Here is a 26816-nt window from a genome sequence, read left to right on the forward strand (position 1 = left end):
GAGTTTTTTTAGTTTTTTAATTTATCTTATTAACAATTCTACTCTTCGAGCAAAATCAAATGAAGATTCTACTTTGTCAGTATCTTTTCCTCTAAATTCTAGATTTATTCTACCTGCGGAAATGCCCAACTCCATTAGTTTCTCAAAAATTACTTGTGCTCTTTTTTCTGAAAGCATATTGTCATAATCAGCAGTTGTATTATTTGTGTTTGAGGCATAACCTATCAAGCTTACTTCTTTTTCGGTATTTGCTTTTAGGTAATTAACTATTTTGGCTATTGCGTTTAGGCCAGTTTCTTTTATTTCCGCTCTATCATTGTCAAAAAATACATACTCATTTTGACTACAATTACAATCACTCTCTTTAGTTATGTAATTATTTATAACAGGTTTTTCGATTATGGTTTTTGTACTGTCTATTATAATAGGTTCAATTTTTTTAACATACCAATCAATATGGTCTTTGTTACCTATAGTATATGAAACACCTAAATTTATACCTACTGAATTTGTAGTATATAAATCACTTTCTTGAATATCATTAATACCAGTAACCACCTTTAAAGATGCTTTTAATGCAATAGCTTTATTGATTTTATATAAATTATCTATACTTGCCATTAAATGAAAATTGGTATTTGGTCTAAATATTTTTGGGTCACTTATTTTATGCAGATATGTAAAATCTCCACCCATACCAAATAATATTGTGTATTTATCTGTAAAATCTTCAAAGTTTAACAATCTGCCTACATTGGCCACTCCTTGAATATCAACTGAGGTATAGTTCTCGATATTGTTTGTGTAAGTTGCAGATAATCTAGCTCCAAACTTGTTATTAAACATATACCTACCACCTAAGTTGTAGTTTGCAAACCTAAAAGAGGTAATGTCTTGAATTTTTGTAATACCAATTGAGGGTTCAATTGATAACTTACTATATTCTTGCGAATATATAAATGTTGACAGCATTATAAATGCTGTTAAAATTAACTTTTTCATAGCGTGAATTTTTAAGTTTATGTTAATACAATACAACTATTAAGCCATAATATCGATGATATAGGATTAATAGTGTGTTTTGGGTTCGGTAAGTCGGTTGTATATAGAACAACTGAATAAGTAAAACTCCTACCTAAAGTTTAAATAAAATTTAATTATAGTGATTGATTTATAGGAGTCAGTGAAGTAAAAGGATATATAGGGATATTTCTAAGTATCCAAAAGAGTATAAGCAAAGCAATTATAAAAAACACTACTTTTCTATTGTTAAAAACACTTTTAAATTGTGTTTTAAAAATATGGTTGCTAGTTTGTATTCCATAATGGTAAAGCAAACCTGCCAACCCTAGGATTAGCATTAAATTGTTTTGTAAAGCAATTAAAAAATGACCATGTAACAAGTTATGAAAAGCACGTTGGCTACCACAACCTGGGCAATAGACTCCTGTGGTTTTGTAAAGTGGGCATTTAAGTAAAAAATCAACTTGATTTGGGTTTACACTAAAATAAAATAATGCTATTACCAATAAAAGTAATAGCATTAAATAATTTTTGAGTTTCACAAAGGTTTACTTACTGATTTTCTTGAGCCTGTTCAATTAGCTCCATATATTGCTCCATCATTTCACCCCACTGACCGCTAGAAATAGCATAAATCAACCATAAGGTAATTAACCCCCCAATTACAAGTCCGATAATTGAAGTCGTTTTACCAGTATTTGCATTATTAATACCCTCATATTGTTCAGGGTTTTCATTATGGATTGCAATTGCTTTTTTTGCTTTGGTTAAACCGATAAATCCTATAATTAGGCCAGGAACCCCGTTACAGCAACACGAGGTAACTATCGAAACGATTCCCAAAATTAATGCCGATTGAGAATGTGGTAATTTTTGTTTTTCCATAATTTTAAATTTTGTTGATTAATAGATTTTTATAATATAATTGGTTAGCATAATTAAGATATTGGCAATAAATAGATATAATAAAATTTTGTGCCCATTTTTAAACGCAAACTTTATGTGTAAACCTAAATACAAAAACATTCCTATTAAAGTATAAATAGCGGGATACATATAAAAAGCCTCTAAAAATTCCCCTTTTAGCAAATGAATCAATGAGCGTTGCATACCACAACCCATACACTCAACTCCCATTTGTTTCCATTGGCATGAGAGCATATTTTCTTCTAAAAAAGAGATAATACCCATTTTATTCTGGTGTTATGGTTTTTGAAGTTTCTATAGTCCCAAATTCATACCTATCGTAATTGATTGGTTCACCTTTACTGTTTGTTAATTTTAAGGGTTCAATAATTATTGTGGTTTCATAAAGCTCTTCGTAGCTGTTTTCCAATTCTCTAGCTTCACTTAAACTAGTGGTGGTGTCAGCATCCAAATAATCTTTAATATCATTTCCGTTGGCATCTTCTGTGGTTGATTCAAACTTAGTATCAGTGCCGTCATTATCATCATCATCATCTAAATAGTTAGGTTTACCATCACCATCCGTATCATCATTGGTAGGATCGCCATCACCATCTATATCTTCATTTCTTGTTGCTATACCATCCCCATCATCATCTGAATCGATATAATTAGGGATTCCATCTCCATCTAAGTCTTCATCTTCATCTATTTCTTCTTCTACATTGTCATTATCATCTTTAGTAAATACCGTATTTACTAAAATAGTCCCTGTGCCAGTCCATTCACTGACAACGGCAGGTGAAGTTGGTGGAATGTTTTGACAAAAATAGCTTGACGTGGGTTTTTCAGCTAATGTCCTATAAGTAATTTTATTCGTTCCAGTTTCGGTTACGGAAAACGTTTTATCTTTCCACTCGTTAGTCAAAAAAGTTAGACTGTCAGGTAAGTTGGGGTCTATTTCAATAACCAGCGTTTCATTTTCATTGATTTTAAACAGCACTACATCACCACAGTCATCAATGTCAATTGATGAAAATTGAAATTCAGGCACATCAAAGTTACCATCATCACATGATAAGGTTGCTAAAAGAATAAAAAATAGGAGTATTCTGTTCATAGCAACAAAAATAGCAGAAATACCCAACACTATAAAAATACTTACTGTTAATTTTGATTACTTTTGTAGTAATGGGAATAATATATTTAGATAATGCAGCTACAACACCAATTGATAGCAAAGTAATTGAACGAATTGCAGAAATAATGACTACTGTTTATGGTAATCCGTCTTCTACGCACCAATTGGGTAGAAAAGCAAAGACCGTGGTTGTGGAGGCTAGGAAAAGTATAGCAAAACATTTTAACGTTACAGCTAGTGAAGTTGTTTTTACTGCTGGTGGTAGCGAGGCCGACAATTTAATTTTACGAAATGCTGTGGTTAATTTGGGTGTAAAACGCATTATTACTTCTAAAATTGAACACCATGCCGTACTGCATACCGTTGAGGCTTTGGCGGATGAGTTTGATATTGCTATTAACTTTGTAGATTTAAATACTAATGGATTGATTGATTACGCTCATTTGGAGGCGTTGATGAATAATAGTGAAGATAAAACTTTAGTTAGTTTAATGTCCGCAAACAATGAGATAGGCAATTTGTTAGATATTAAAAGAGTGTCCGATTTATGTATGGCAAATAATACTCTGTTCCATTCGGATACCGTTCAGGCTATTGGTCATTTTAATATGGATTTGCAAGAAACGCCTATTGATTTTATTACGGCAAGTGCACATAAATTTCACGGGCCAAAAGGTGTGGGATTTGCCATTATAAAAAAAGGATTTGGCATAAAACCAATGTTAATAGGAGGAGAGCAGGAGCGTGGTGCAAGAGCAGGAACGGAAAATGTACCACAAATAGCGGGAATGCAAACCGCATTAGATATTGCTTTAAAAAACCTAGATGCTGATAAAAAATACATTACCGAATTAAAAACATATTTTATTAAGCAGCTAAAAGCTACATTTCCTGAGGTGACATTTAATGGTTGTTCAGCTGATTTAGAAAAGAGCACCTACACTATTTTAAATGTTCGTTTTCCAAAAACGTTACCCTTGCTGTTGTTTCAATTGGATTTAAAAGGGATTGCAGCCTCCGGTGGAAGTGCCTGCCAAAGCGGAAGTGCAAAAGGCACACATGTACTGAACGCTATTTTGGGTAAAAAAGAAGCTGAACATACTTCGGTGCGGTTTTCTTTTAGTAAATATAATACCAAACATGAGATTGATAATGTGGTTGAAGTTTTAGTGGTTTTAAAAAAGAGCATTTTTTAAAAAAGAAACAATGAAGTTAAAAGAAAATTTGATTGTCGCAAGTTCCGTAGAAGGTTCTCCTGATAAGGTAATTAGAACTTATAATGAATTTATAAAAAGCTTACAGTAAAAATTTAATTCATCTATAGTCAATTAAAAACAGCATCTATCAGAGCTTAAATCTTGGCTTATTTAATTGAAGTGGATTTGATTTGTTTCTGGGGTCTTGATTTAGCAATACCGCCATGCTTAAATACAGTTCAGGTTCGTGCTTATAGAAATAATTAGGTTTTTCGAAGAAAGCTTCCAAGGCCACTGAGAAAAGTTCGATCAAATTACTACCGGCATATTCACGCAAAACATTACTTTGATTACTTTTCATTTTTAGGTATTTCTTATAAGCATGTTTCTTCCATTTTATAAATGCATTTTTCTTAAAAATTCTACTAAAGTTAGATCTTGCAGCATTTTCAAAAATCAGGCAATGGCCAAATTCATGTATTGCTAAATTTAAAGCATCATCAGATATTTCAAATCCTTTTTTTACTACTGGCCAGACCATATTTATCCTTTTGGTATGTAAGTTTACATCTCCATGCATTAAAATTTCTTTGTGTTTATAAGTATAAGGTACAGGTGTTATAAAAATTAATTTGAATGTTGACAAGGTGTGGAAGTTCAGCCCAAAAGTTATTTGAACAAATGCACTTGAAATAATTGTTTTCATCTTTTTGGTCAACACAAAACCGGGCTTAGCATCAAAATTGGTGGTGAAAAGGAAAATCAAGGTTCTTGTTAAGAATATTTTCTTGTTTTGTGGAGACAGTCTTCTATAATATGCATTGGAACCAATTAATATAGTATGACATTCCTTTTTTGTAGTGGTCTTAAAAAAGTAATTTAAGAGTTTGTAGAGTAGCTTCAAATCATAAATGGGTTAAAGCTTGGTTACAACACACTGAAGCCAGCCAATTCATTTTGAGCTTGTTTGATTTCAGCGGGTGTTTCCGTCGGTGTTGGCTGAATTAACAAAGCGGAAAGATGTGTTTTTAAATCAGGGAACTCCAACAGCAAACCTCTAAAACTTGTTGTTGTAGCTTTTTTTATAAAATCGTAAATTAATTTTACAAAAGCTTTGATATTAGCTTTGCTAAGAATAAGTACATGACCGAATTTTGTGTTAAAAGCAGTTAATTGCTTATAGAGCGTAACAGCTGCTTTTTTTATACCATATTTTTTTACATGGATATAAGCCAAACGTAAATGAGCCTCATAAGTAACTAAAACAGGTGGTAATGTGCAGTTTTCAAATTGCTTTTCAAATTGTTTGTCGGTTAATAGTTGGTGTTTTTCTGTCATAACCTAAGGGATGAATTTAATTTTTAAATGTCTAATTATAAAATAGATGGTTAAACTATTTTACTTATGTATACACACACGTATTATTTTTTAGTATATCAATGTAGGCACTCTATTCTCTTACAACACCCAATGTAGCTATTTGCCCAATTCTAATATTCCATTCCTTTTCATCGAGCAAATACCCTTTTTCATCAAATACTCTTATTTCTGCAGTATTAGGACCAGAAAATCCTTCATTTAAAGCTTCTATATCAATACGGTTATACCCTTTTTTAAGATCAATATTTATAATATAGTACAGACCTTTAAGGCTAACCGTTGACTTCAACATTTTTTCATTCAAAAACACTCTTATTCTATCACCATCAATAAGACTATGGTCTCTAACCTCAATTCTTACCGTATTTGAAGTACTATATAGTGTACCTAAACTGAAATCACTAGATAGTTGTACATCGCTTACATCTTTACCGTTAAAGTATTTTTTCTTGAGTATATCAGAGTCGTCCTCATCATTACCAGAACCAGTCATAAAATTAGAAACTTTTCGCTTAGATACTTCGGGTGGGTTAAAATACTTATCAACATTTGACTTAAAGCCAAGTAAATAAGGCTTTTTTTCAACATTGAAAATAGATTCTTTTTCAGATGTATCTAAAATCGATATATCTAATATTTTTAATTTTTTCTGATTATCGTTTATTAATAATGGAGTAGTCTTTGATATTGAGTCAGATTGAGCCAATAATTGACCAAAACATCCTGCAATCAAAAAGATGCAAAAAAGAGGTTGTATAAAACGATTAAAATACATTTCTAACTACTATCAAAATTAATGCCGAAGATTTTTTTGAATATTGTTCGTTATCCAAAAATAGATAAAATTAATTAAGGAAATTGTTAAAAAATAATTAATACTTATTGCCGTTCATTTTAATGCAATTAAAAAGTTAAAAATATTTAATTTTTAATGTATTTTTGAGGGAAAGAAAAAAATATATAATTATGGCGGCAATAACATTAAAGGGAAATAGTATAAATACATTAGGAAACCTACCTGAGGTTGGAACACAGGCTCCCAATTTTAAAATGATTAAAACTGATTTATCAGAATCTAATTTAACAGATTATAAAGGTTCTAAAGTAATCTTAAATATTTTTCCAAGTATAGATACAGGTACATGTGCTGCTTCGGTTAGACAGTTTAATCAGGAAGCGGCAGAATTTGAGAACACAAAAGTTTTGTGTATTTCCAGAGACCTACCTTTTGCACAAGGACGCTTTTGTGGTGCAGAAGGCATAGAAAATGTAATTAACTTATCTGATTTTGCCACAGGAGAGTTTGGTAAAAATTATGGACTAACTATTACAGATGGTCCGTTAGCCCATTTACATTCGAGAGCGGTTTTAGTTTTAGATGAATCAGGTAAGGTTGTATATACAGAGCAAGTACCCGAAATAGTTGATGAACCTAATTATAAAGCAGCATTAGAAGCCTTACAGGATGAATAGATTTTAATGAAAAACCCAGATGATAATTTTTTAATAGGCAGGTTAAGAAGTCTAAAATTTGCCTTAAAAGGTACTTGGTTGCTCATTACAACCGAGCATAGTGTTATAATTCAGATTTTTATTGCTATTATAGTTAGTGTTTTGGGTTTTATAATGCAAATATCTGCAACCGAATGGATGTTTCAATTTTTAGCTATCGGATTGGTTTTGGTTGCAGAATCGTTAAATACAGGCATAGAAAAGCTATCGGATTTTGTGCATCCGGCTTACAATAAAAAAATAGGTTTTATAAAAGATATTTCTGCTGGTGCGGCAACTTTTGCTGCAATTATTGCAGTAATTATTGGCTTGATTATCTATATCCCAAAATTTTCTTAAAGCCACTTCAAGACTCTATAATTTTATGTACTTTTGCTAATTATTGGCGAGTCATTATTTATATTGCTTTTTATGTAACTATCTAACAACTAAATGACTACAGATTATTGAACTGAATAATGGCAAAAAAGAAAAAAACGACTACTAAAGCAAAATCAAAAGCAAAGAAAAAAAATCGTGTTGTTAGTTTTTTTAAGAGCAAACAAACACATCTTGTTTTTGGTATTTTTTTGGTTCTCTTTGGGATATTTCTACTCGTATCTTTTTTATCATTCTTCAATACTTGGAAATCTGACCAGAGTCAGTTGCATTTGTTTTCTAATAGATTGGCTGAAACCAATAATCTATTGGGCAAAATAGGGGCAATTATTAGTAACTTTTTTATTTTTAAAGGTTTTGGTGTTTCAGCTTTTATAATCCCTTTTCTATTCTTCTTTTCAGGACTTTATGTATTGTTTAATATTACCTTTAAGCCAATGCGAAGAGCATGGTTTTGGGGTATTGTATTTATGATATGGTTAGCTTTGGCTATTGGGTTTTTCTTTCCAGACAAAGCTTTGTTATCAGGTACTATTGGTTATGAGCTTAATGATTATTTAAAAGACTTTATAGGTAAAACAGGTATATTCTTATTGTTACTATTTTCAGGATTGGCTTACCTTATTTCCAAATTTAAGATTACACCAGAAAGCTTAAAAACAAATATCTCAAAAAGAAAAGGAGCCTTACGTTTTGGTACAAAAAAAGTGGGTATTGATGATGTTACTGATGATGGTTATATAGCAGAAACTATACCTGAAAAACCAACGTCTGAATTAGAATTAAATTTAGACACAAAAATTGAAGAAACCACCCAAAAGGAAGAACCTAAAGTAGAGGTCAAAGAAAAAATAAAACCTTCTAAACTAGAAGTTAATCCACCAACTCATGACGAAGTTAAAATCGAAGTTGAAAAAACTTTTGAAGAAGATCATCTAGTAGAAAACCTTTCCAATAAATTAGTTGATGATTTTGGTGAATTTGACCCAACATTAGAACTTTCAGAATTCAAATTTCCAGATTTAGATTTGTTAAAAGATTATGGTAACGAAAATATTCAAATAGACCAAGAAGAGCTTGAGGCAAATAAAGACCGAATTGTCGATACCCTAAATAATTATAAAATAGGTATTGCAAACATTAAAGCAACCATTGGACCTACAGTTACGTTGTACGAAATTGTACCAGAAGCTGGGGTTAGAATTTCTAAAATTAAAAATTTAGAGGATGACATTGCCCTGTCATTAGCGGCTTTGGGTATTCGTATTATTGCACCAATTCCAGGTAAAGGGACTATAGGTATTGAAGTGCCAAATAAAAAATCGACCATTGTTTCGATGAAATCGGTACTCTCGACACAAAAATTCCAAAACGCAAAAATGCAATTGCCGTTGGCTTTAGGTAAAACAATTTCTAACGAAACTTTTGTAATTGATTTGGCAAAAATGCCACACTTGCTTATGGCAGGTGCTACGGGTCAAGGTAAATCGGTTGGGTTAAATGCGGTACTGACTTCATTACTCTATAAAAAACATCCCGCAGAGGTGAAATTTGTGCTGGTTGACCCTAAGAAAGTAGAATTGACACTTTTTAATAAAATTGAACGCCATTATTTGGCAAAGCTGCCAGATAGTGAAGACGCCATTATCACAGATACAACTAAAGTTATCCATACATTGAACTCTTTATGTATTGAAATGGACAATAGGTACGATATGCTCAAGGATGCTTATGTTAGAAATATTAAAGAGTATAACGAAAAGTTTAAAGCTAGAAAATTAAACCCCGAAAATGGACATGCGTTTTTACCTTATATTGTCTTGGTTATTGATGAATTTGCAGATTTAATTATGACTGCAGGAAAAGAGGTAGAAACACCAATTGCACGTTTAGCACAATTGGCAAGAGCAGTAGGAATCCACTTGATCGTAGCTACGCAAAGACCCTCGGTAAATGTAATTACAGGTATTATTAAGGCAAATTTCCCAGTAAGGGTAGCATTTAGAGTTACTTCAAAGATTGATTCTAGAACCATTTTGGACGGTCCGGGTGCAGATCAACTCATTGGTAAAGGAGATATGTTAATTTCAACTGGTAACGAAGTCACACGTTTGCAATGTGCTTTTGTAGATACCCCAGAGGTTGATAGAATTACTGACTTTATAGGCTCGCAACGAGCTTATGCTAGTGCACACCTTTTACCTGAATATGTAGGTGAAGAGAATGGCACAGGTATTGATATAGATATGTCGGATAGAGATGATTTATTTGAAGATGCAGCAAGAGTTATTGTAAATGCACAACAAGGCTCAGCTTCCTTACTACAAAGAAAGTTGAAGCTGGGTTACAATAGAGCAGGTAGAATCATAGATCAATTGGAGGCTGCTGGGATAGTTGGTAAATTTGAAGGTAGCAAAGCAAGGCAAGTATTAGTGCCGGATATTTTAGCCTTAGAACAGCTGTTAAGAGACGAAAAAGGCTTATAATATTAGAATAATAAAATCAAATAGATAAAGAAAACATAAGATGAAAAATTTAATTACAACTATTGTTTTAATACTTAGTGTTTCATTTACATTTGCTCAAACCGATGCAAAAGCAAAGAAGTTACTTGATGAGGTGTCCAATAAAATGAACAAATATGAAAATATTTATGTTCAGTTCAAGTACAACTTAGACAATGCAAAGGAGAAAGTACATCAAGAAACCAGAGGAGATGTAACCCTAAAAGGAGATTTGTACAATGTTAATTTTTTAGGTACGAATCAATTTTTTGATGGTAGAAAAACTTACACTATCATTACCGAAGATGAAGAAGTAAATATTTCTGATGCTGAAGATAATGAAGAAGGAACCATTACACCCTCAAAATTTTTCTCTTTCTACAAAAAAGGATTCAATTACAAATGGGATATTTTACAAAACATAACAGGTAGAAAAATACAATATGTAAAACTAACCCCTATTGATAGTAATTCTGATATTAAGCAAATTTTATTGGGTGTTGATGTAAATACAAATCATATTTATAAATTGATTGAAACAGGAAATAACGGCACGGTAACCACTCTTACTGTTTCTGATTTTAAAACCAATCAACCAATATCAGAAACACTTTTTACTTTTGATAAGGCCAAATACGAAAACGAGGGCTACATAATTAATGAATTATAAGCTGTAACCAATTCTCAGTTATTCCAAATTAAGCTTTACTTTTGTAGATAAGTAAAATATTTTAAGTGAAAATCTTAAACAAATACATACTAAAAAGTTTTTTAGTACCTTTTTTAGCAACATTTTTTATTATCCTATTTGTACTTGTAATGCAGGTACTTTGGTTACAGTTTGATAAAATTGCTGGAAAAGGTATTGGTGTTGGTCATATTTTACAATTTTTAGGCTATATAGCTCAAATGCAAGTGCCTTTGGCCTTACCAATTGCTATCTTACTTTCTTCAATTATGGCTTTGGGTACATTGGCCGAAAATTATGAATTTGCTGCCATAAAATCAGCAGGCATTTCTTTACAACGTTTTATTAGACCATTAGTTCTTCTGATGGTACTATTAAGTGGGTTAAACTTCTTATTTTTAAACTATGCCTTTCCAAGAGCAGCTTTTAAGTTTAAAAATATGTTGGCTGATTTAAAAAAGACCGAACCGGCCTTGGCCTTAATACCAGGGTCATTCAATTCAGAAATTCCCGGTTACAGCATTAAATTTGATGAAAAATATGGTAAGGATGATAACTTGCTAAAAAATGTACTAATCTATACAGATTTGGATCAAAACCAAGCAAATGTAAAAGTGATTACGGCAGAAAGTGGTGAAATTACAACTGAAGAGGGTAGTAGATATATGACATTGACTTTAAAAAACGGTCACCGTCACGAAGAATTACCAGAAAAGAATAGGAGATACAAAGAGGGTGCAAAATTGCCTGCAACTAAAGCTGACTTTAAGGAAGCTGTAATTAACATAGATGTTTCTGATTTGAGCAATGTTGACGATAAGGATTATACGCAGGATAGGGAAATGTTGAGCTTAAAGCAGCTTAATTATTATTCAGACTCCTTAAAAGTGCCTTATGATGACTATGTAGCTACTAAAGCAAAGAATTTTTTAATCAGAGCCGGGATTAAAGACTTAGATAAAGACACTACAGATTTTACTGGAATAAATTCAAACATCTTAGAAAATTTTGATGATAAAAATAAAGGTCAACTCTATAACAATGCTGTTGAACTTTCCAAAAAAGCATTGGATGATATTGAGGGTTTTAACTCAGTTTTAAAAAATAAACGAAAATTTTTAAATGTGTATGATACTGAATATCATAGAAGGTTAGCATTCTCTTTTGCCTGTTTAGTACTATTCTTTATTGGTGCCCCTCTAGGATCTATAATCCGTAAAGGAGGGTTTGGTTTCCCTATGATTATGGCCATTTTAATTTTTGTAATTTACTTTTTTATATCTACTTTAGGCAGAAATATGGCTTGGTCAAGTGCTGTATCTGCTCCATTGGGGGGATGGTTGGCAACTTTAATTTTATTACCGTTTGGTATTTTTTTAATGATTAGGGCAACCAAAGAAAAAGGCATCTTTAATTTAGATACTTTTTTACAACCTATCACTATATTTTTCAAAAAACTATTTAATACCAAAGAAAAAAAAGGATTTAAATGATGATTTCAACACAACCAAATAAAATACAATTGAATACAATTAAAGAAGCTATTTCTGATATTAAAAAGGGTAAAGTTGTTATAGTAGTAGATGATGAAGATCGTGAAAACGAAGGCGATTTTATTGCGGCCGCAGAAATGGTAACGCCAGAAATGATAAATTTTATGTCTACCCAAGGTAGGGGATTAATTTGTGCACCTATTGTTGGTAACAGATGTGAGGACTTAGGTTTAGATATGATGGTTCAGGACAATACTGTGTTGCATCAAACTCAATTTACAGTCTCAGTCGATTTAATTGGAAACGGCTGTACTACAGGTATTTCGGTACATGACAGGGCTAAAACCATCAAAGCTCTAGTTGATGATAATACGAAGCCACATGAGTTAGGCAGACCAGGCCATATTTTTCCGTTACGAGCTAAAAATGGTGGCGTTTTAAGAAGAACTGGTCATACTGAGGCAGCGGTTGACCTAGCAAGATTAGCTGGGTTTAAGCCTGCGGGAATCTTAGTGGAAATATTGAACGAAGATGGCTCTATGGCCAGATTGCCAGAGTTGCTAGAAGTTGCCAAAAAATTTGATTTAAAAATAATTTCTATTGAAGATTTAGTAGCGTATAGAATGCTACATGATTCTTTAATCGAAAAAGTAGAAGATTTTCCATTTAAAACCCGTTTTGGCGAATTCAGATTAAGAGCTTATAAACAAACTACGAACAGTCAAGTCCATTTGGCATTAACAAAAGGGAATTGGAGTGAAGATGAGCCGGTCTTGACTCGTGTGAATTCTACATTGATTAATAATGATATCATAAGATTATTAACCAGTAAACCTGATGACACTTTTAGTAGAATGTTTAAAATGATAAATGATGAAGGTAAAGGAGCTATTGTTTTTATTAATCAAGAAAATCAGTCGTTTAATTTGTTAAGTAGGCTAAACATGATTAAAGATTTACAAGAGGATAATAAAACGAAAGTGCCAAGAATAAAACCAGATACAAAGGATTTTGGTATCGGTGCACAGATTTTACATGACTTAGGGATTTCTAAATTAAGAATAATCTCTAATGATGACCAAATTAAAAAACGCGTAGGTATTATAGGCTATGGTTTAGAAATAGTTGAAAACGTAAGTTATTAATTAGTATTTTCGCATAATGAGTATCTTGCGAAAAATATTATATCCCTTTTCTGTCCTTTATGGAGAAATTACAGCTGCAAGAAATACCTTTTATGATAAAGAATTTTTAAAATCCACTCAATTTGATATACCAATTATAGTTGTCGGCAATTTAAGTGTTGGTGGTACGGGTAAAACACCACAAGTTGAATATTTGGTCAGGCTTTTACAGGATAAATATAAAGTTGCTATACTTAGTAGAGGGTATAAAAGAAACTCTAAAGGTTTTATTATTGCAAGCGAAACGAGTACAGCTGATGAAATAGGAGACGAACCCCTTCAATATTTTAAGAAATTTTCTAATATCATAGTGGCTGTAGATGCGGACAGAGTTAATGGAATTAAACAGCTAACCAGTTTATTGGATAAGCCCGATGTAGTTTTATTGGATGATGCATTTCAGCATAGAAAAGTGGAAGCGGGATTCAATATATTACTGACACCTTATAATGATTTGTATGTAGATGATAAAATGCTTCCGACAGGAAACTTAAGAGAAAAAGTAAGTGGTGCGGAACGGGCTCAAGTTATTGTAGTAACCAAATGCCCATCAAAACTGAACGAAATTGAACAATTTGAAACCACTAAAAAATTACAGATAGCCAATCATCAAACAGTATTTTTTTCTACCATAAATTATGGGGATGCTGTTATTGGAAAGCAAGATGAACTAAAGGTTGATTACCTTTCCAATTATAAAATACTTTTAGTTACTGGCATAGCCAAAACAAAGCCTTTGACTGATTTTTTAACCGAACAACAACTAGATTTTCAGCATTTAAAGTATGCTGACCACTATAACTTTTCCGAAAAGGATTTAAGTAAAATTGCTACAACATTTAAAGAAATAAATTCAGACAAAAAGATTGTATTGACTACCGAGAAAGATTATGTGAGAAGTTTTACAAACACTAAATTGAACGTTTATTATTTGCCAATAGAAACCAGTTTTATAGACCATCAAGGGGATTTTAATAGAATTATCACAAATTATGTGGAACAAAGTTCAGGAAACAGTTAATTTTTTAAAAGAGAAGGGATTTTTAGATGCCGATTTCGGAATCGTTCTAGGTTCTGGATTGGGCGGTCTGGTGGATAGAATTTCCGTAATCGAAAAGTTGGCTTATGCCGATATTCCCAATTTTTCTAGATCGACAACTCCTGGTCATTCCGGATTTCTAATTTATGGAATCTTGTCGGGCAAAAAAGTAATTGCCATGCAAGGCAGGTTTCATTATTATGAAGGCTGGTCTATGGGCGAGGTGGTTTTTCCTATAAGAGTTTTAAAATTTTTAGGCATAGAAAATTTAATTCTATCAAATGCTTCGGGAGGGGTAAACCCGAATTTTAAAGTAGGTGATATTATGATTATCAAAGACCACATCAACATGATGCCTGAGCATCCGTTACGTGGTAAAAATGATAATCGTTTTGGTCCACGATTTGTAGACATGCACGAACCCTATAATTTGGAAATGATTTCTAAATTTAAGGAAGTTGCTAAAAATCAGCACGTTAATTTACATGAAGGTATTTATTTGGGCTTGCAAGGGCCAACTTTTGAGACACCAGCGGAATATCGAATGGTAAAATTAATGGGAGCTGACGCGGTAGGAATGAGTACCGTACCCGAAGTAATTGTTGCGAAACATTTAGGTATGAATTGCATTGGACTTTCTATAATTACTGATTTGGGAGTTGAGGGTAAAGTAGAAGCGGTTTCGCATGAAGAAGTACAAGTAGTAGCACAAAAAGCTGGTAAAACAGTTAGTATGTTGGTAGAACAATTTGTGGGATTAAAATAATTTTCAGACCCTTCCGTCTTTTATCCCGAAAAGGGGATAAAATCCACCTTCCCTTGTCTAAGGGAAGGAACTAAACAATTATTTATCTTTAGCAATTCTAAATCCAAAACCATCATTTCTGGTTGGTATTGGAGATTGATAACGCACTTCGGGCATATGAATGCCAAAGGGTAAAGGTTTACCAGTTTTAGGGTCTGCGGCATTATAAAACCAACTTACTCCTTTTGATATTTTCATGTTGTTTATACCTTCTTCTGGCCCTTTTGGGTTTTCAACAGCTTCCAATACATCCAATTCTGGATTATACCAATCTGAAACCCATTCACTAATATTACCCGTCATGTCGTAAATTCCCAGTTCGTTTGGTTTTAAGAGACCTACTTTATGAAATGTACTGTCGGAATTTTCACCAACCCAGCCTACTTCGCGGGCATCGTTACTTCCACTGTACGTAAAACCTTGGCTTTTATTTCCTCCTTTAGCAGCATATTCCCATTCTGCTTCAGTTGGTAATCTTCCACCTGCCCAACTAGCAAAAGCGTTAGCTTCTTCCCAAGTTGCCAACATAGGGTGTTCATCCACCCAGTCATCAGTATTTATTTTTTCGGCATATGCAGTTTCGTTGGGCCGTTTTGGCATTTTTCTATCAGTTTGTTTGCAAAACTCTTTAAACTGTTTTACCGTTATCTCATATTTACTGATATAAAAACTACTGAGTTTCACTGTTCTCTTTGGACTTGTAAATCCCTTTATGGTATCACCACTAGCACTAATAACATATTGGTTTTTACCTTGGGTAAAGCTTCCACCTTCAACATAAATCCAATCAATTTTAGGTTTTTGATTTTCTTCTTTGCAAGAAAATAGTGATAGGATTAATAATAATAGTAAGAATTGTTTCATTTTAAATGTTTTTATAATTCGTATAATTTAGGTTTTATTATTTAAAAATAGTATCTCGAATCTTTACCTCTTTAACTTTATTCCAGATATCATGTTCAAATGCCTTAGGCGAAAATTTAAATAGAACTACCGCTTTCTTTTTTTTCTCAAGATAATAGTTCTCTACATAAACATTTAATATCATCGGTTTTTGAGTTGTAAACGCATCATAAATAGTTAGGTCTCCAGTATATATAGTCCTATTGTTAGAATCTTCTTTTTTATGGAGTTTTATTAGTGTTTTTGGGATGATTTTATCTTCATCTTTGTTTACAACCTTCATCAACCCATCAAAATAAAGTTTTAAATTGGTTTCCATCTCATTACCTGATATTGCTGAATCGGCTTTTACACTCCATGCAAAAACATAAGTCCAAAAATCGGTACTGTCTTTTTTAGCCCAACCTGGAGCGAAACGGATATCTTCAAATCCTTCATAGTTTATTTCTGGAGCAAAGTGTATTGGAAAAATAAAAGTTTCTTGCCCCCATGTACTATCTATTTCCAAAAGATTTAAGTTGGTTTTTTCAATTTCGGTAGTATTAATTTCCAATTTTTTCAAAATGGTTAACCCATGTTCATTCTTAGGGTTTAATTCTATAGATTTTCTATAATTTTTGATTGCTTTGGCAGTATCTCCCAAGGATAAAAGCACTTCTCCGTAACTATCGTAAAGATTAAAAGCACGCGGATACGATTCAATACCAAGTTTAAGTACTTCAGCAGCCATTTCAGGTCTGTCCGATTGTAAGAATTTGTAACTAACTATATTCATTTCATCTTCACTAAGGTAATGAGAACTATTATTTTTAATAGATTTATAGTATTCAATTCCATTAGCTGTTCCTTTCTCATTTATTGCATCGAGCAACGAATAAGCAGCCGACTTTTTAGGAAAGTCATACGACTTGTCATATAGAATTCCAAGAAAACCTTTTGTCATGGCGTTTAGCGGAGCTCTTCTAATATTACTCAACAAAATAATGGTTGATTTACTAGAAGGAATACGTGTAATGATGGCACAAAACCCATCGATCATACCATCATGCCCAATGGTTTCTATTTTACTATTGGAATTCCCCAAAAGTTTATCTTTAATACTCCAACCGTATCCATATTTGCCTCCATAATCATGGTCGGGTATATGTTTTGTAAATACTAAATCCAAGTATTTTTTTGGCAGTAATTTTTCTGAATATAAGACCTGATCCCATAAGTATAAATCTTCAACGGTTGAATAGATAGCCCCAGCGGCCGAAACAGCAGACATATCTACATAATTGGCATTGTAATAATCTCCCCAATTCTTAAAATAGCCAGAGGCTCTGTTTTTTTGTAGAGTTCTGTGTTTATCAAAACCAGTGTTAGTCATTTTTAATGGTGTAAAGATTTGGTCTTGTAAAACTTCTTCGTACTTCTTTTTTGTAACGGTTTCTACAATAAAACCCAAAAGGTTATAACCGGCATTGCAATAGCTGAATTTTTCACCTGGAGTAAATTCCAACGGTAGTGCCGAAAATTCTTGTACCAATTCTTTTAATTTGTAATTATCAGGCCTAAACGCCTTTGGTTTGGTTGATTCGTAAGAGTTTGGAATTCCCGAAGTATGTGTAAGTAAATGGTGAATGGTAATTTTATCTCCATTTTCTTTAGGATAATCCGATAAATAGGTTGATATCGGTTTGTGCAAATCGAGTTTGTTTTCAGCAACCAATTGCATAATTAACATAGCCGTAAATTGTTTGGTAATGGAACCAATTCGAAATTTTGTATTGGTTTTATTTGGAATGTCCCATTCCATATTAGCCAACCCAAAGGCTTTTTTATAAATAACTTTTCCTTCTTCTGCTACTAAAACCGTTCCGTTAAATTCTCCATAATCTGCATACGTACTAACGAGTTCGTCAAGTTTATTTGCTTTGGGCTGTGCACAGGAAACAGTAGTAATTGAGATAAAAGCGGAGAGAGTAAATAAAACGGTTTTAATTAGCATTCTTTTAGGTATGTTCATAATGTAGATTAATGATTTAATTAGCCGTAAAACTATATTGACTTACGGTTATAAATGTCAAAAAAATGTAAAAGAAGTGTCAATAATTATGAAAACTTATGAATTTGTATGTTCTTTGAAGGAATTATGAAGAGCAGATTTATATATACCTTTTTAGCATTGCTTATGGCTTTAACTGCCGTTTGGGTATTGTCAGGTTCAGATAAAGAAAATGATGAGTTTTCTGAAGTGGTTAAAATTGCCTTACGTGATGCTGGTAATCAATTATTGTTATCAAATAATGATACCACCTCTTTAATACTACCTGTTGTTCAATTAGAAAAGTCTAAGTATAAATTGACTTTTCAAAATCCACTCAGTTTTGAGCCCAGTACGTTGGTTTCGGTTATAAAAAATAGTTTTCATAAGTCAGAGCTACCCAAGTATTATCGTGTGGAGGTTATTCAATGTGCTGACCAAGAAGTGGCTTATAGTTATGAAATAAAAAATGAATCTGAAAAAGACATTATTCCATGTACAGGACGTTACCTACCCGAAAATTGTTATACCATTGAAGTGCGATTTTCCAATAACACATTTTCTTTTTTAAGTAGTAAATCCCTTTGGTTTGTATTAAGTAGTATTGTTCTTTTAGTTTTTTTAGTTCCCTTTTTTAAACGAAAACCGGTTTTAAAAACAGAAGAAAAGGATGAAAATTTTGCTACTATTGGTAGTTTTCAATTTTACCCTGAGCAGAATAAATTGGTACAAGCAAGTACAGAAATAAACCTTTCAAAAAAAGAGTGTGAGTTGTTAGCCCTATTTGCTGCTAGCCCCAACCAAATTATAAAACGTGACGAATTAACTAAAAAAGTTTGGGAAGACAATGGTGTTTTTGTAGGAAGAAGTTTAGATACTTACATTTCTAAACTGCGTAAGAAATTAAAAGCTGATGATACTATTAAATTGACCAACGTGCATGGGATAGGGTATAAGTTGGAGGTGAGTTAGTTTCATTCGTTTTCTAACTAGTAGACAAAAGTGTAATATGTTATTTACAGTAAAAAAACTATTTAAATAGTTTTTTTAATTTATTATAAAATACATATTGTGAACGTAAGACTAAAATTGTCAAAATTAACCAAATAGAAATTGTTATAATAAAAGTCCAATCGATTGGTAATCCAAAATTAAATAGTACAATGTTATCGAATGGATTGAAAATATAACTTACCAAAAGAAGAATTTGAATTAACCCTAGCATAAAGAATAATGAGTTATGAAAGTTTGGCATCCAAGATAGTCTTTTTAAAATCCAAACCCATATTCCGTAAGTAAGTCTTATTGGTTTAGACATTTTTCTCAGCTTTTTTGAATATTTTTTTTGTTTCTTTTTGAAACTATAGGTAGGATCATAAGTCTTGGGGAAAATATCATCTAATTCATTCTCATTATGGATTAATCTAGCATGTTTTCTAATTTTATTATTTACATATTGGTCTCTTCTGAAACCATAAGCCATATTTGAAAGGAGTACTAAACTTAAACCTAAGACGATGGTTGAAATTATGAGAGCAAGAGATAAAAGAAAGATAGAAGGTTTTAAATTTGAACTTGGAATTTTACCTCCCATTGTGTAAACATAACTGTAACCAACAGCAACAGTTACAATCACAGAAAGTATTTGAAAAAACACTTTTTGATGATGATTCTGATTTTCAGCAAATTGTTCGTGAAAAGATTTTATAAGTTCTTCTTTCAGTTCCATTTATTATCAAATGACTCATAGTAAACAAATATACCAAATTAATTTATGAATATCACTTTGGCAACAACACCTTACCACTCAATTCACTTGCCAATTTCTCATTATCCCTAACCAATTTTCCATTCACCAACACTTTCTCAAAACCTTTTGCTAATTGATGTGGATTTACATAATCCGCGGGTGCTTTTATATTGTTAGGTTCAAAAATGATAATATCCGCTTTGTTGCCAATAGCGAATGTGCCTCGTTTTGGTAATTGCAAAATTTCAGCCGCATAGAAGGTCATTTTTCTAACGGCTTCTTCGAGGCTCAGAATGCTATCTTTTACTACATAAGTTTCAATAATTTTGGCAAATGTACCATGTCCACGAGGGTGATGCCCGGTTTTACTACCATCAGAACAGATGCCCATAATAGGGTCTTTCAAAAAGGTTTCTTGCAGTTCCTTATTCATGACAAAATACGCCCCAGATGAACCTTGTGGGCCTAAATCTTCAATTAAAAATTGTTCAAAAGGTTTGTTCTTGGAAGCTGCAGCTTCCGCCAAGGTCATTCCCGTATAAGGTGCAGAACCCAACAGCGTAGCTTCAGAGCCATTGCGTAAATTGACTTTATTTCTGATAAAATCTTCCAATTCTTTTCTTCGTGTTTTCTTAGCAACAGCAAATTGTTGTGGTGTTTTGGACCAATCGGGAAAAACAATGGAAATACCTGTATAACTTGCCATATATGGATACATATCTGCAGTTAATTTTATACCTGATTTTCGAATTTTTTTAATGGTGTCTAAAATCTCATTGGCTCGTTCTGCACCTTTACCATATACCGATTTTAAATGTGCAATATGCACACGGGTGTTACTGCCCTGTCTGCTCAGTTCTTTTATAGATTCAATAATAGCATCATCATCTTCATTCCGCATATGGCTCATAATCATTTTGTTTTGTTCGCCAACCACCTTCGCCAAGGCTATCAATTCGCTTTCTTCGGCATATAAACCTGGTGCGTATTCTAACCCCGTTGAAAGACCAAACGTGTATTGTAATCGTTCTTTTAGAAGTGCTTTTAATTTTTCTAATTCCGTTTCGGTAATTTTTGATTTTGTTCCGATTCCCGCTAAATTTCGTAAGGTGCCATGCCCAACAAACTCAACAATATTGACACCGAGATTCTGTTCATCGACTTTTTTTAAATAGTTGGCTAAGTCCTTCGCACTTGTGCTGCTACCGTCTTGTCCTAAAACAATTGTGGTGACGCCCATAGCGAGAAAATTTTCAAAATCGGGTGTGCTTAACGGATTGCCGTGTGCGTGCAGATCTATAAATCCGGGACTAACAGTTTTGCCCTTGGCATCAATTGTTTTGCCTATTTTTAAATTGGGATTGGTCAAATTTCCGATATAAACGATACTATCTGAATTAATGTAAATGTTCGCCGAATAGGTTTTTTTACCTGTGCCGTCTAGAATATTACCGTTAATTATGGCAACATCCACAGAATCGATATTGGGTTCAACCACAATTTCTTCTGGTTCAGATTGTGTTACTTTTTTAGTTTCTATTTTGTCATTTTTACATGAAGCAAATAGGAGTAGAGCAAAAATTAAAATTTGAGATTTAACTAAAGTAGTTTTCATTAGTTTATAATAGTTACTGCCCATTTATCATGAGCTTTTAATAAATTTCTGAGAGCATGTTTAATAATCCATTTTCTTTCTTTGGTCGGATTATGATTCCATATTTCTATGATACTTTTTCCGATATCCAAATTATCTTTTAGTATATCGTTTAAACAATTGGCAACTGACTTTTGAACGTATTTGGAGGTATCGTCTTTTATATTTTCCAAAATTGGTAGTATCGGTTTAGGATTTTCAATAAACTGATCCAATTTTTTAGCCCAAGGCAATCTTGGACGTACACCCTCGCTTGACAACCTTCTGATATGTTTGTTTTCGTTTAGAGACCAATCTTTTAAAATTGCCAATGTCTTTTCTGGATAATTTACCAAAAAAGGCCTTATAGTATATTCTCCAGTATTTCGTTTGGTTATTTCGGCAATCGCCTTCATAGAAACCTCAAAATGTTCAAGGCCATATTTTTCGACATATTTTGCTATGGGCATAACCCAATAAAAATTGGTAAACATGCCTGTTTCTTCTTCATTTTCGGGACCTAAAATTTTAACTAACAGGTTAATGTTTTCGGGTATTGTATTACCTAAATGTGTATGGATTTCATCAGCGATGAGTTCAACACGATCTTTTAACTCTAAATCATCTATTTTATCGACAATATTTTTAACAAAGGCATTTTTCGGAAAATTTGGTTTTAAAACCATTAGTTTATTAGCAAGTACCTTAGCTAATTCCTCATCAAACCAATATTTAAGCTTTTTAAAAGCCATATTTTATTTCTTATCTCCAGGGTGGTAGGTACTTTTTGCTCTTGCTTCAACATCTTCACGGTAATAAGGAACATCTTTAAAATTAACATCTGCATAACGTTGTGCTTGGTCATCAAAATGTGGAGAGGCTGGGTCGCCACTTTGTCCACCCGCTAACATGGTTTTTGCTTTTACTTTATCGCCAAATTCCACTACGGCTACAAAACTATTTCCTCGTGTACCATAAATACGTTTTGTTTTTTGTTTCGAACGCATACCATAGGCCGCTAACGCACCCCATCTTGAAGTGGTTAATCCCACAGCAATACTTGGTTTATCATCATCAAATTTTAAATCAATATCGCCATTGAGGCGTTGAAACCTGTTTATTTCTCCCCAAGGGGTATTCCAGGTGCCAAAATCTTTTGTAAGGTGCTCTATGCTTTTTCGCAACATATCCAATTTTTCAGAGGTAGGGGATTTTGACCCCATATACTCCACTTTTTCCATTTGGTTTAATCCTTCAGGAAAATTGCCTTCACGTAAGTAAAAATTCCCATAAAAATGGGCCAAAGACTTAGCTACTGACTCTTTGGAAACGGCGAAATCCCAATTGCGTAAAACCTCTATGGGTTCTTTGAGGTCCGGATCTTTTGGAGAAGACTTATCATAGGCTTCTACCAAACCGGGAATTGAAATTTCAAAAGCAGGGAGATACGGATCGTAGGCTAAATCAATCAACTTATCGAGCGTTAGATCGTTGGCTTTTTCCAATAATCGGATGGCATGTACGCCTCTAAAATTTTCGCGATTAAGGGACATATAATTGGGATAACCTTCCCGTTTCGGACTGTCTTTCCCAGCACTGGTAAACGGTGTGGAATTGCAATTTTGGATCCATCCCACTTCAGGGTTTATCACTGTAATGTTTTCATCAACAGTATGCAGTCCATTCCAATCTGTTTCAGGATTACTTCCGTCAACAGGATTGGTATAATCGAATTTGGTATTCCTTTTTGGGATAAAATTACCGTGATAATAGGCAATATTTCCACCAGCATCGGCATAGACCGTATTGTTGGAGGAATTGGTACGTATATTCATCATTTCACGAAACGCTTTATGGCCGTCTAATTTGGTTCTGGTAAAAGATTGTTCCAAGGCCTTTACCGGATCCCACATGATGGCCGTTGCCACCCAATCTCCATCAATGGCATGGGTAATGGGGCCGTGGTGTGTCCTGAACATGGTAAACTGTTTTTCTGCCAAAGAATCACCTGATTTATAATTTAAAGCAACGTTTAATTCCTCAACAGGGCGTTGTTCTTCGCCATACTTATAAGTAAAACCATCGTTTGTTTTAGTAATATTTTCTACAAATTCATCCCGAATATCGGTGTAGGTTGAAGTGTGCATCCAACCTGTTTTTTCGTTAAACCCTTGATAGACAAAAAATTGTCCCCAGGTTACTGCTCCATAGGCATTCAGTCCTTCTTCACTCACCACATGAACTTCCCCACGAAAATAGAACGAGGTATGCGGATTGATCAATAGCATTGCGTCACCGGATTTGGTATGTTCACCCGAAATCGCAAATCCATTAGAACCCGCAGGTTCTTTTTCTAAAAAGGGTTCTTCTTCTTCAAAAGTATTAAACGCACTCATTTTAGAAGAGGGCTGTTTGCCATAAAACGCTCCAATTTTTCGAGTAGAAATCCCTTCAATATCCCCACCAATGGAACCTTCGCTAAAATACATGGGCATCCAAGGTTCAAAACGAGTCAATAATTTGGGTTTTACCTCAGGATGCGTATGCAAATAATAATTGATACCATCGGCAAAGGCATTGCAGAGTTTTTTGAGCCAATCGGGACTTTTTTCATAATTGGCTATGGCTTCTTCTTTGGTCATATAGAGTCTTGCACGCAAATCACTATACAAAGCATCTTCACCTTCAACTTCGGCCAAACGTCCTATAGCCCATATATAATTTCGTTCTACACGGTTAAAATCGTCTTCGCATTGAGCGTACAACAAACCAAAAACGGCATCGGCATCTGTTTTTCCATAAATATGTGGAACACCAAAATCGTCTCGTATAATTTCAATGGATTCGGCTTGAGCCTTCCACTGCTGTTGTTCTTCGGTTAAATTTTCTTTAGGAGTTTGTTTACAGCTTACAATCAATAGTAGTAATATGATCGAGAATTTTTTCATGGTGAGAATAGTTAGTTCGTATTAAAACGTGTTCAGTAAAAGTAACGTAATAGGGGCAGGTAACCAAATTTTGTGATTTTGGTTGATTGGATGACGAGGGTTTACTAATGGTGATTCTAGTAGCTTTTATGAGATTCCCGCATTCGCGGGAATGACAAACACAAAACTTATTCAGTAGTTACATAGTCATAAATCGTCTTAGAAATGTTGGCGAGTTGATCTGTTCCCTTATCAAAATCCTTTAAATTTTTGGAAAGTAAGACTAAAACATAAGAACTTCCGTCAGGTAAAAATATAATCCCCGCATCGTGATGAACACCAGTTATGGAACCCGTTTTATGAGCTACATCTACGTTAGATGGTAAATACTTTGGAATTAAATCCTTAAATTCTTGATCCATTAAAATAGAAATCATGGCCTCACAGTCTTTTTGTTTGCCAGCATTGTAGTTGGCGATAGCTTCCATAATGACCATTAAATCCCTGGCCGTGGTGGAGTTTGACAGTCCTTTTTCATAGGCTTTTATATCTTCAACACCGCGGAGCACTTCTATATTTTTTGCTCCTAGATCTCGCATGGTAGCGGTTGTTTTTTTTGCATCGACCAATTCTATTAATACATTGGTAGCGAGATTACTACTAACCGTTATCATACTGTATATTAAATCGTTAATGGCCACTTTTGTATCAATTTGCTTGTAAATAATATCATCACTATCATCAGCAATATCCATTTTATACAAGCTACTGTCCACTATACTTTTAAATTCATTTTTTAAGAGAATAGAATCGTTTAGATTTAATTTACCTTCAGAAGCCTGTTTAAAAAGTTCAATCATTACCGGAACTTTCATAGTGCTTGCCGCATGGAATTTTTCATCAACATTGATTAGTAAGCTGTCTTTGGGTTCGGACAAACTATAAAATGCAACGGCAACCGTTCCGTCAATGGAATCCATTTGAGCCTGAATGGTTTTTTCCAATGTTTCTGTTTTAGATATTTTTTCTTGACAAGAGAAAATAGAAAATAAAAAGAAGGCTATTGCGATTAAAAAAGTAAGTCTGAAATGATGCATAATCTGCGATTTGTTTAGTTATTTTTATTCTTCTAGCCAATTGTTTTTGGTTAACCATTCTGTAATGAATTCTGTAAATCCATTAACATTTCTAGGCGTATTACAAAGAATAATAAATGTGATGTCTTTTTCAGGAATGGTTACATAGTTGCTTAAAAATCCACCTTGACTACCTGTGTGCCCAACAGTTTTTAAGCCGTCAGAAGTTTTATCAATAAACCAAGACCAACCAATAAATGGGGGAGTGATATCTTGCCAATCGTCCCAAGCTTTTATGGTTCTAGAATCTTTTAGCGTTGTATCAGAAATAAATTTATGTTGCTGTAAAGCAATTTCGTATTTAGCTAATTCATTTACAGAACTCCAAACTCCGCCATTACCTGCAGCTGCAAATGTAGGTACCTCACCATAATCTTGTTCTTTCCATTTTCCGTCAGTGTTTATATAACCGTGAGATACTCCAGTTTTAGGATGTGGTCCATCTGTAATAGTACTCGTTTCCATACCTGAAGGTTTAAAAATGTTATCCTTAACATATTGTTGCCATTTCATTCCAGATACTTGTTCAACAATCAAGGCTAATCCATTATAGGCAGGGTTTGAATATTCGAAACGTGTACCCGATTCAAAATTTAGGTTTTGAGCTTGCGTTGTTGGATACCAATTTTCAGCATCTTTGACAGTTAAATAAAAAGTGGATTCCGTTCTGGTTTTTCTATTATCTTTTAGGCCAGAAGTATGTGCTAATAAATGTTTGATTTTGACTTTTTCAGCAATCACTTTATTTTTAAAATCAGGAAAGTATTTGTCCATATTGTCGTCAACAGAAAGTTTACCTTCTTCTTGTAAAATTAGTATAGCATTTGAAACAAAGGTTTTCGAAATAGAACCCACATTGAATAGGGTATTGGCATCAATTTTAGTTTTCAGATCTAAATCGGCAATTCCATATCCTTTACTAAAAGCAATACTATCACCTTTCATAATTAGGATAGCTCCTCCGGGTTCATCTATTGGCATTTCACTTGAAAAATAGGTATCCAATTGCTTGACGTCTGTTGTATTTATTGTTTTGGTTTCTTTTTCTGTTTTTTTACAACTTAAGAGGATTATGATAATTGACAGAAAAATTTTTATGTTATTCATGCGGTTTAGTTTTTATTAAAAGCTATTTGACTAAACGAGTTCTCGATACACCACGCAAAAAAAGCGTGGCACTCGAACTGAC

The 26816-nt window shown here is 33.4% G+C and carries 26 protein-coding genes; 10 read left to right on the forward strand and 16 right to left on the reverse strand.

Annotated elements, in window-relative coordinates; genetic code table 11:
- Nucleotides 1-21: 21 nt before the first annotated feature.
- The 5 genes from U5A88_RS02965 to U5A88_RS02985 all read right to left on the reverse strand — a co-directional run bounded on the left by U5A88_RS02965 (nucleotide 22) and on the right by U5A88_RS02985 (nucleotide 3049).
- Nucleotides 22-1002 carry an OmpA family protein gene (locus U5A88_RS02965; protein ID WP_354203633.1) on the reverse strand — a complete coding sequence of 327 codons (981 nt, stop codon included), beginning with the start codon at nucleotides 1000-1002 and terminating at the stop codon, nucleotides 22-24.
- A gap of 155 nt (nucleotides 1003-1157) precedes the next feature.
- Entirely contained in the window at nucleotides 1158-1544 is a 387-nt protein-coding gene (locus U5A88_RS02970) for a DUF2752 domain-containing protein (RefSeq protein WP_354203635.1), read from the reverse strand.
- A gap of 31 nt (nucleotides 1545-1575) precedes the next feature.
- Nucleotides 1576-1908 (reverse strand): CCC motif membrane protein, encoded by a 333-nt coding sequence (locus U5A88_RS02975; RefSeq protein WP_354203637.1) that lies wholly within the window; start codon nucleotides 1906-1908, stop codon nucleotides 1576-1578.
- A gap of 18 nt (nucleotides 1909-1926) precedes the next feature.
- Nucleotides 1927-2214, reverse strand: coding sequence for a DUF2752 domain-containing protein (locus U5A88_RS02980; protein ID WP_354203639.1), 288 nt, complete (start codon nucleotides 2212-2214; stop codon nucleotides 1927-1929).
- Nucleotide 2215: 1 nt separating this feature from the next.
- Nucleotides 2216-3049 (reverse strand): hypothetical protein, encoded by an 834-nt coding sequence (locus U5A88_RS02985; protein ID WP_354203641.1) that lies wholly within the window; start codon nucleotides 3047-3049, stop codon nucleotides 2216-2218.
- Between the two features lie 71 nt (nucleotides 3050-3120).
- Between U5A88_RS02985 and U5A88_RS02990 the strand changes: the two genes are divergently transcribed.
- Nucleotides 3121-4266 (forward strand): cysteine desulfurase family protein, encoded by a 1146-nt coding sequence (locus tag U5A88_RS02990; protein ID WP_354203642.1) that lies wholly within the window; start codon nucleotides 3121-3123, stop codon nucleotides 4264-4266.
- A 148-nt stretch (nucleotides 4267-4414) separates the two neighbouring features.
- Here U5A88_RS02990 and U5A88_RS02995 read toward each other — a convergent pair whose 3' ends face one another.
- The 3 genes from U5A88_RS02995 to U5A88_RS03005 form a co-directional block, all read right to left on the reverse strand.
- Complete coding sequence (locus tag U5A88_RS02995; RefSeq protein WP_354203644.1) at nucleotides 4415-5170, reverse strand: zinc-dependent peptidase; 756 nt, start codon at nucleotides 5168-5170, stop codon at nucleotides 4415-4417.
- Between the two features lie 23 nt (nucleotides 5171-5193).
- Complete coding sequence (locus tag U5A88_RS03000; RefSeq protein WP_354203646.1) at nucleotides 5194-5604, reverse strand: hypothetical protein; 411 nt, start codon at nucleotides 5602-5604, stop codon at nucleotides 5194-5196.
- A 112-nt stretch (nucleotides 5605-5716) separates the two neighbouring features.
- Nucleotides 5717-6421, reverse strand: coding sequence for a hypothetical protein (locus tag U5A88_RS03005; protein ID WP_354203648.1), 705 nt, complete (start codon nucleotides 6419-6421; stop codon nucleotides 5717-5719).
- A 191-nt stretch (nucleotides 6422-6612) separates the two neighbouring features.
- Here U5A88_RS03005 and tpx point away from each other — a divergent pair, with 191 nt between their 5' ends.
- The 8 genes from tpx (at nucleotide 6613) to U5A88_RS03045 (ending at nucleotide 15210) form a co-directional block, all read left to right on the forward strand.
- Nucleotides 6613-7119: a thiol peroxidase gene (gene tpx / locus U5A88_RS03010; RefSeq protein ID WP_354203650.1), complete on the forward strand. Its 507-nt coding sequence runs from the start codon at nucleotides 6613-6615 to the stop codon at nucleotides 7117-7119.
- Nucleotides 7120-7125: 6 nt separating this feature from the next.
- Complete coding sequence (locus U5A88_RS03015) at nucleotides 7126-7497, forward strand: diacylglycerol kinase (protein ID WP_354203652.1); 372 nt, start codon at nucleotides 7126-7128, stop codon at nucleotides 7495-7497.
- Between the two features lie 119 nt (nucleotides 7498-7616).
- Nucleotides 7617-10022, forward strand: a complete 2406-nt coding sequence (locus U5A88_RS03020) for a DNA translocase FtsK (protein ID WP_354203654.1) — start codon at nucleotides 7617-7619, stop codon at nucleotides 10020-10022.
- Between the two features lie 40 nt (nucleotides 10023-10062).
- Nucleotides 10063-10710, forward strand: a complete 648-nt coding sequence (locus U5A88_RS03025; RefSeq protein ID WP_354203655.1) for a LolA family protein — start codon at nucleotides 10063-10065, stop codon at nucleotides 10708-10710.
- A 65-nt stretch (nucleotides 10711-10775) separates the two neighbouring features.
- Complete coding sequence (locus tag U5A88_RS03030) at nucleotides 10776-12221, forward strand: LptF/LptG family permease (protein ID WP_354203657.1); 1446 nt, start codon at nucleotides 10776-10778, stop codon at nucleotides 12219-12221.
- Nucleotides 12221-13366: a 3,4-dihydroxy-2-butanone-4-phosphate synthase gene (ribB, locus tag U5A88_RS03035; RefSeq protein ID WP_354208117.1), complete on the forward strand. Its 1146-nt coding sequence runs from the start codon at nucleotides 12221-12223 to the stop codon at nucleotides 13364-13366. Before U5A88_RS03030 ends, ribB begins: the two co-directional genes overlap by 1 nt.
- A gap of 16 nt (nucleotides 13367-13382) precedes the next feature.
- Entirely contained in the window at nucleotides 13383-14426 is a 1044-nt protein-coding gene (lpxK, locus tag U5A88_RS03040; protein WP_354203659.1) for a tetraacyldisaccharide 4'-kinase, read from the forward strand.
- On the forward strand, nucleotides 14398-15210 hold the full coding sequence (locus U5A88_RS03045) for a purine-nucleoside phosphorylase (protein WP_354203661.1): 813 nt from the start codon (nucleotides 14398-14400) through the stop codon (nucleotides 15208-15210). The genes lpxK and U5A88_RS03045 overlap by 29 nt, the downstream gene beginning before the upstream one ends.
- Nucleotides 15211-15288: 78 nt before the next feature.
- Here U5A88_RS03045 and U5A88_RS03050 read toward each other — a convergent pair whose 3' ends face one another.
- Nucleotides 15289-16113: a formylglycine-generating enzyme family protein gene (locus tag U5A88_RS03050; RefSeq protein ID WP_354203663.1), complete on the reverse strand. Its 825-nt coding sequence runs from the start codon at nucleotides 16111-16113 to the stop codon at nucleotides 15289-15291.
- Between the two features lie 37 nt (nucleotides 16114-16150).
- Nucleotides 16151-18163: a serine hydrolase domain-containing protein gene (locus tag U5A88_RS03055; protein ID WP_354203665.1), complete on the reverse strand. Its 2013-nt coding sequence runs from the start codon at nucleotides 18161-18163 to the stop codon at nucleotides 16151-16153.
- Nucleotides 18164-18289: 126 nt separating this feature from the next.
- On the opposite strand from U5A88_RS03055, the gene U5A88_RS03060 reads away from it, so the two are divergent.
- Nucleotides 18290-19153 (forward strand): winged helix-turn-helix domain-containing protein, encoded by an 864-nt coding sequence (locus tag U5A88_RS03060; protein ID WP_354203667.1) that lies wholly within the window; start codon nucleotides 18290-18292, stop codon nucleotides 19151-19153.
- 58 nt (nucleotides 19154-19211) lie between these two features.
- On the opposite strand, the gene U5A88_RS03065 is transcribed toward U5A88_RS03060, so the two are convergent.
- The 6 genes from U5A88_RS03065 to U5A88_RS03090 all read right to left on the reverse strand — a co-directional run bounded on the left by U5A88_RS03065 (nucleotide 19212) and on the right by U5A88_RS03090 (nucleotide 26734).
- Complete coding sequence (locus U5A88_RS03065) at nucleotides 19212-19910, reverse strand: hypothetical protein (RefSeq protein ID WP_354203669.1); 699 nt, start codon at nucleotides 19908-19910, stop codon at nucleotides 19212-19214.
- A gap of 52 nt (nucleotides 19911-19962) precedes the next feature.
- The gene (locus U5A88_RS03070; RefSeq protein ID WP_354203671.1) at nucleotides 19963-21546 is read right to left on the reverse strand and encodes an N-acyl-D-amino-acid deacylase family protein; all 1584 of its coding nucleotides are present in this window, start codon (nucleotides 21544-21546) and stop codon (nucleotides 19963-19965) included.
- Nucleotides 21546-22316: a DNA alkylation repair protein gene (locus U5A88_RS03075; RefSeq protein ID WP_354203673.1), complete on the reverse strand. Its 771-nt coding sequence runs from the start codon at nucleotides 22314-22316 to the stop codon at nucleotides 21546-21548. The genes U5A88_RS03070 and U5A88_RS03075 overlap by 1 nt, the downstream gene beginning before the upstream one ends.
- A gap of 3 nt (nucleotides 22317-22319) precedes the next feature.
- Nucleotides 22320-24512 (reverse strand): acylase, encoded by a 2193-nt coding sequence (locus tag U5A88_RS03080; protein WP_354203674.1) that lies wholly within the window; start codon nucleotides 24510-24512, stop codon nucleotides 22320-22322.
- A 167-nt stretch (nucleotides 24513-24679) separates the two neighbouring features.
- Nucleotides 24680-25588 (reverse strand): serine hydrolase, encoded by a 909-nt coding sequence (locus U5A88_RS03085; RefSeq protein ID WP_354203676.1) that lies wholly within the window; start codon nucleotides 25586-25588, stop codon nucleotides 24680-24682.
- Nucleotides 25589-25612: 24 nt separating this feature from the next.
- Complete coding sequence (locus U5A88_RS03090) at nucleotides 25613-26734, reverse strand: serine hydrolase domain-containing protein (RefSeq protein WP_354203678.1); 1122 nt, start codon at nucleotides 26732-26734, stop codon at nucleotides 25613-25615.
- Between the last annotated feature and the right edge of the window lie 82 nt (nucleotides 26735-26816).

The sequence above is a fragment of the Aureibaculum sp. 2308TA14-22 genome (assembly GCF_040538665.1).
Classification (GTDB): Bacteria; Bacteroidota; Bacteroidia; order Flavobacteriales; family Flavobacteriaceae; genus Aureibaculum.

What these genes read in the sequence shown, in the direction of transcription:
- U5A88_RS02965 (WP_354203633.1), bottom strand. Translation starts at nt 1,002, where the DNA reads ATGAAAAAGTTAATTTTAACAGCATTTATAATGCTGTCAACATTTATA.
- U5A88_RS02970 (WP_354203635.1), bottom strand. Translation starts at nt 1,544, where the DNA reads ATGCTATTACTTTTATTGGTAATAGCATTATTTTATTTTAGTGTAAAC.
- U5A88_RS02975 (WP_354203637.1), bottom strand. Translation starts at nt 1,908, where the DNA reads ATGGAAAAACAAAAATTACCACATTCTCAATCGGCATTAATTTTGGGA.
- U5A88_RS02980 (WP_354203639.1), bottom strand. Translation starts at nt 2,214, where the DNA reads ATGGGTATTATCTCTTTTTTAGAAGAAAATATGCTCTCATGCCAATGG.
- U5A88_RS02985 (WP_354203641.1), bottom strand. Translation starts at nt 3,049, where the DNA reads ATGAACAGAATACTCCTATTTTTTATTCTTTTAGCAACCTTATCATGT.
- U5A88_RS02990 (WP_354203642.1), top strand. Translation starts at nt 3,121, where the DNA reads ATGGGAATAATATATTTAGATAATGCAGCTACAACACCAATTGATAGC.
- U5A88_RS03000 (WP_354203646.1), bottom strand. Translation starts at nt 5,604, where the DNA reads ATGACAGAAAAACACCAACTATTAACCGACAAACAATTTGAAAAGCAA.
- U5A88_RS03005 (WP_354203648.1), bottom strand. Translation starts at nt 6,421, where the DNA reads ATGTATTTTAATCGTTTTATACAACCTCTTTTTTGCATCTTTTTGATT.
- tpx (WP_354203650.1), top strand. Translation starts at nt 6,613, where the DNA reads ATGGCGGCAATAACATTAAAGGGAAATAGTATAAATACATTAGGAAAC.
- U5A88_RS03015 (WP_354203652.1), top strand. Translation starts at nt 7,126, where the DNA reads ATGAAAAACCCAGATGATAATTTTTTAATAGGCAGGTTAAGAAGTCTA.
- U5A88_RS03020 (WP_354203654.1), top strand. Translation starts at nt 7,617, where the DNA reads ATGGCAAAAAAGAAAAAAACGACTACTAAAGCAAAATCAAAAGCAAAG.
- U5A88_RS03025 (WP_354203655.1), top strand. Translation starts at nt 10,063, where the DNA reads ATGAAAAATTTAATTACAACTATTGTTTTAATACTTAGTGTTTCATTT.
- ribB (WP_354208117.1), top strand. Translation starts at nt 12,221, where the DNA reads ATGATTTCAACACAACCAAATAAAATACAATTGAATACAATTAAAGAA.
- lpxK (WP_354203659.1), top strand. Translation starts at nt 13,383, where the DNA reads ATGAGTATCTTGCGAAAAATATTATATCCCTTTTCTGTCCTTTATGGA.
- U5A88_RS03045 (WP_354203661.1), top strand. Translation starts at nt 14,398, where the DNA reads ATGTGGAACAAAGTTCAGGAAACAGTTAATTTTTTAAAAGAGAAGGGA.
- U5A88_RS03050 (WP_354203663.1), bottom strand. Translation starts at nt 16,113, where the DNA reads ATGAAACAATTCTTACTATTATTATTAATCCTATCACTATTTTCTTGC.
- U5A88_RS03055 (WP_354203665.1), bottom strand. Translation starts at nt 18,163, where the DNA reads ATGAACATACCTAAAAGAATGCTAATTAAAACCGTTTTATTTACTCTC.
- U5A88_RS03060 (WP_354203667.1), top strand. Translation starts at nt 18,290, where the DNA reads ATGAAGAGCAGATTTATATATACCTTTTTAGCATTGCTTATGGCTTTA.
- U5A88_RS03065 (WP_354203669.1), bottom strand. Translation starts at nt 19,910, where the DNA reads ATGGAACTGAAAGAAGAACTTATAAAATCTTTTCACGAACAATTTGCT.
- U5A88_RS03070 (WP_354203671.1), bottom strand. Translation starts at nt 21,546, where the DNA reads ATGAAAACTACTTTAGTTAAATCTCAAATTTTAATTTTTGCTCTACTC.
- U5A88_RS03075 (WP_354203673.1), bottom strand. Translation starts at nt 22,316, where the DNA reads ATGGCTTTTAAAAAGCTTAAATATTGGTTTGATGAGGAATTAGCTAAG.
- U5A88_RS03080 (WP_354203674.1), bottom strand. Translation starts at nt 24,512, where the DNA reads ATGAAAAAATTCTCGATCATATTACTACTATTGATTGTAAGCTGTAAA.
- U5A88_RS03085 (WP_354203676.1), bottom strand. Translation starts at nt 25,588, where the DNA reads ATGCATCATTTCAGACTTACTTTTTTAATCGCAATAGCCTTCTTTTTA.
- U5A88_RS03090 (WP_354203678.1), bottom strand. Translation starts at nt 26,734, where the DNA reads ATGAATAACATAAAAATTTTTCTGTCAATTATCATAATCCTCTTAAGT.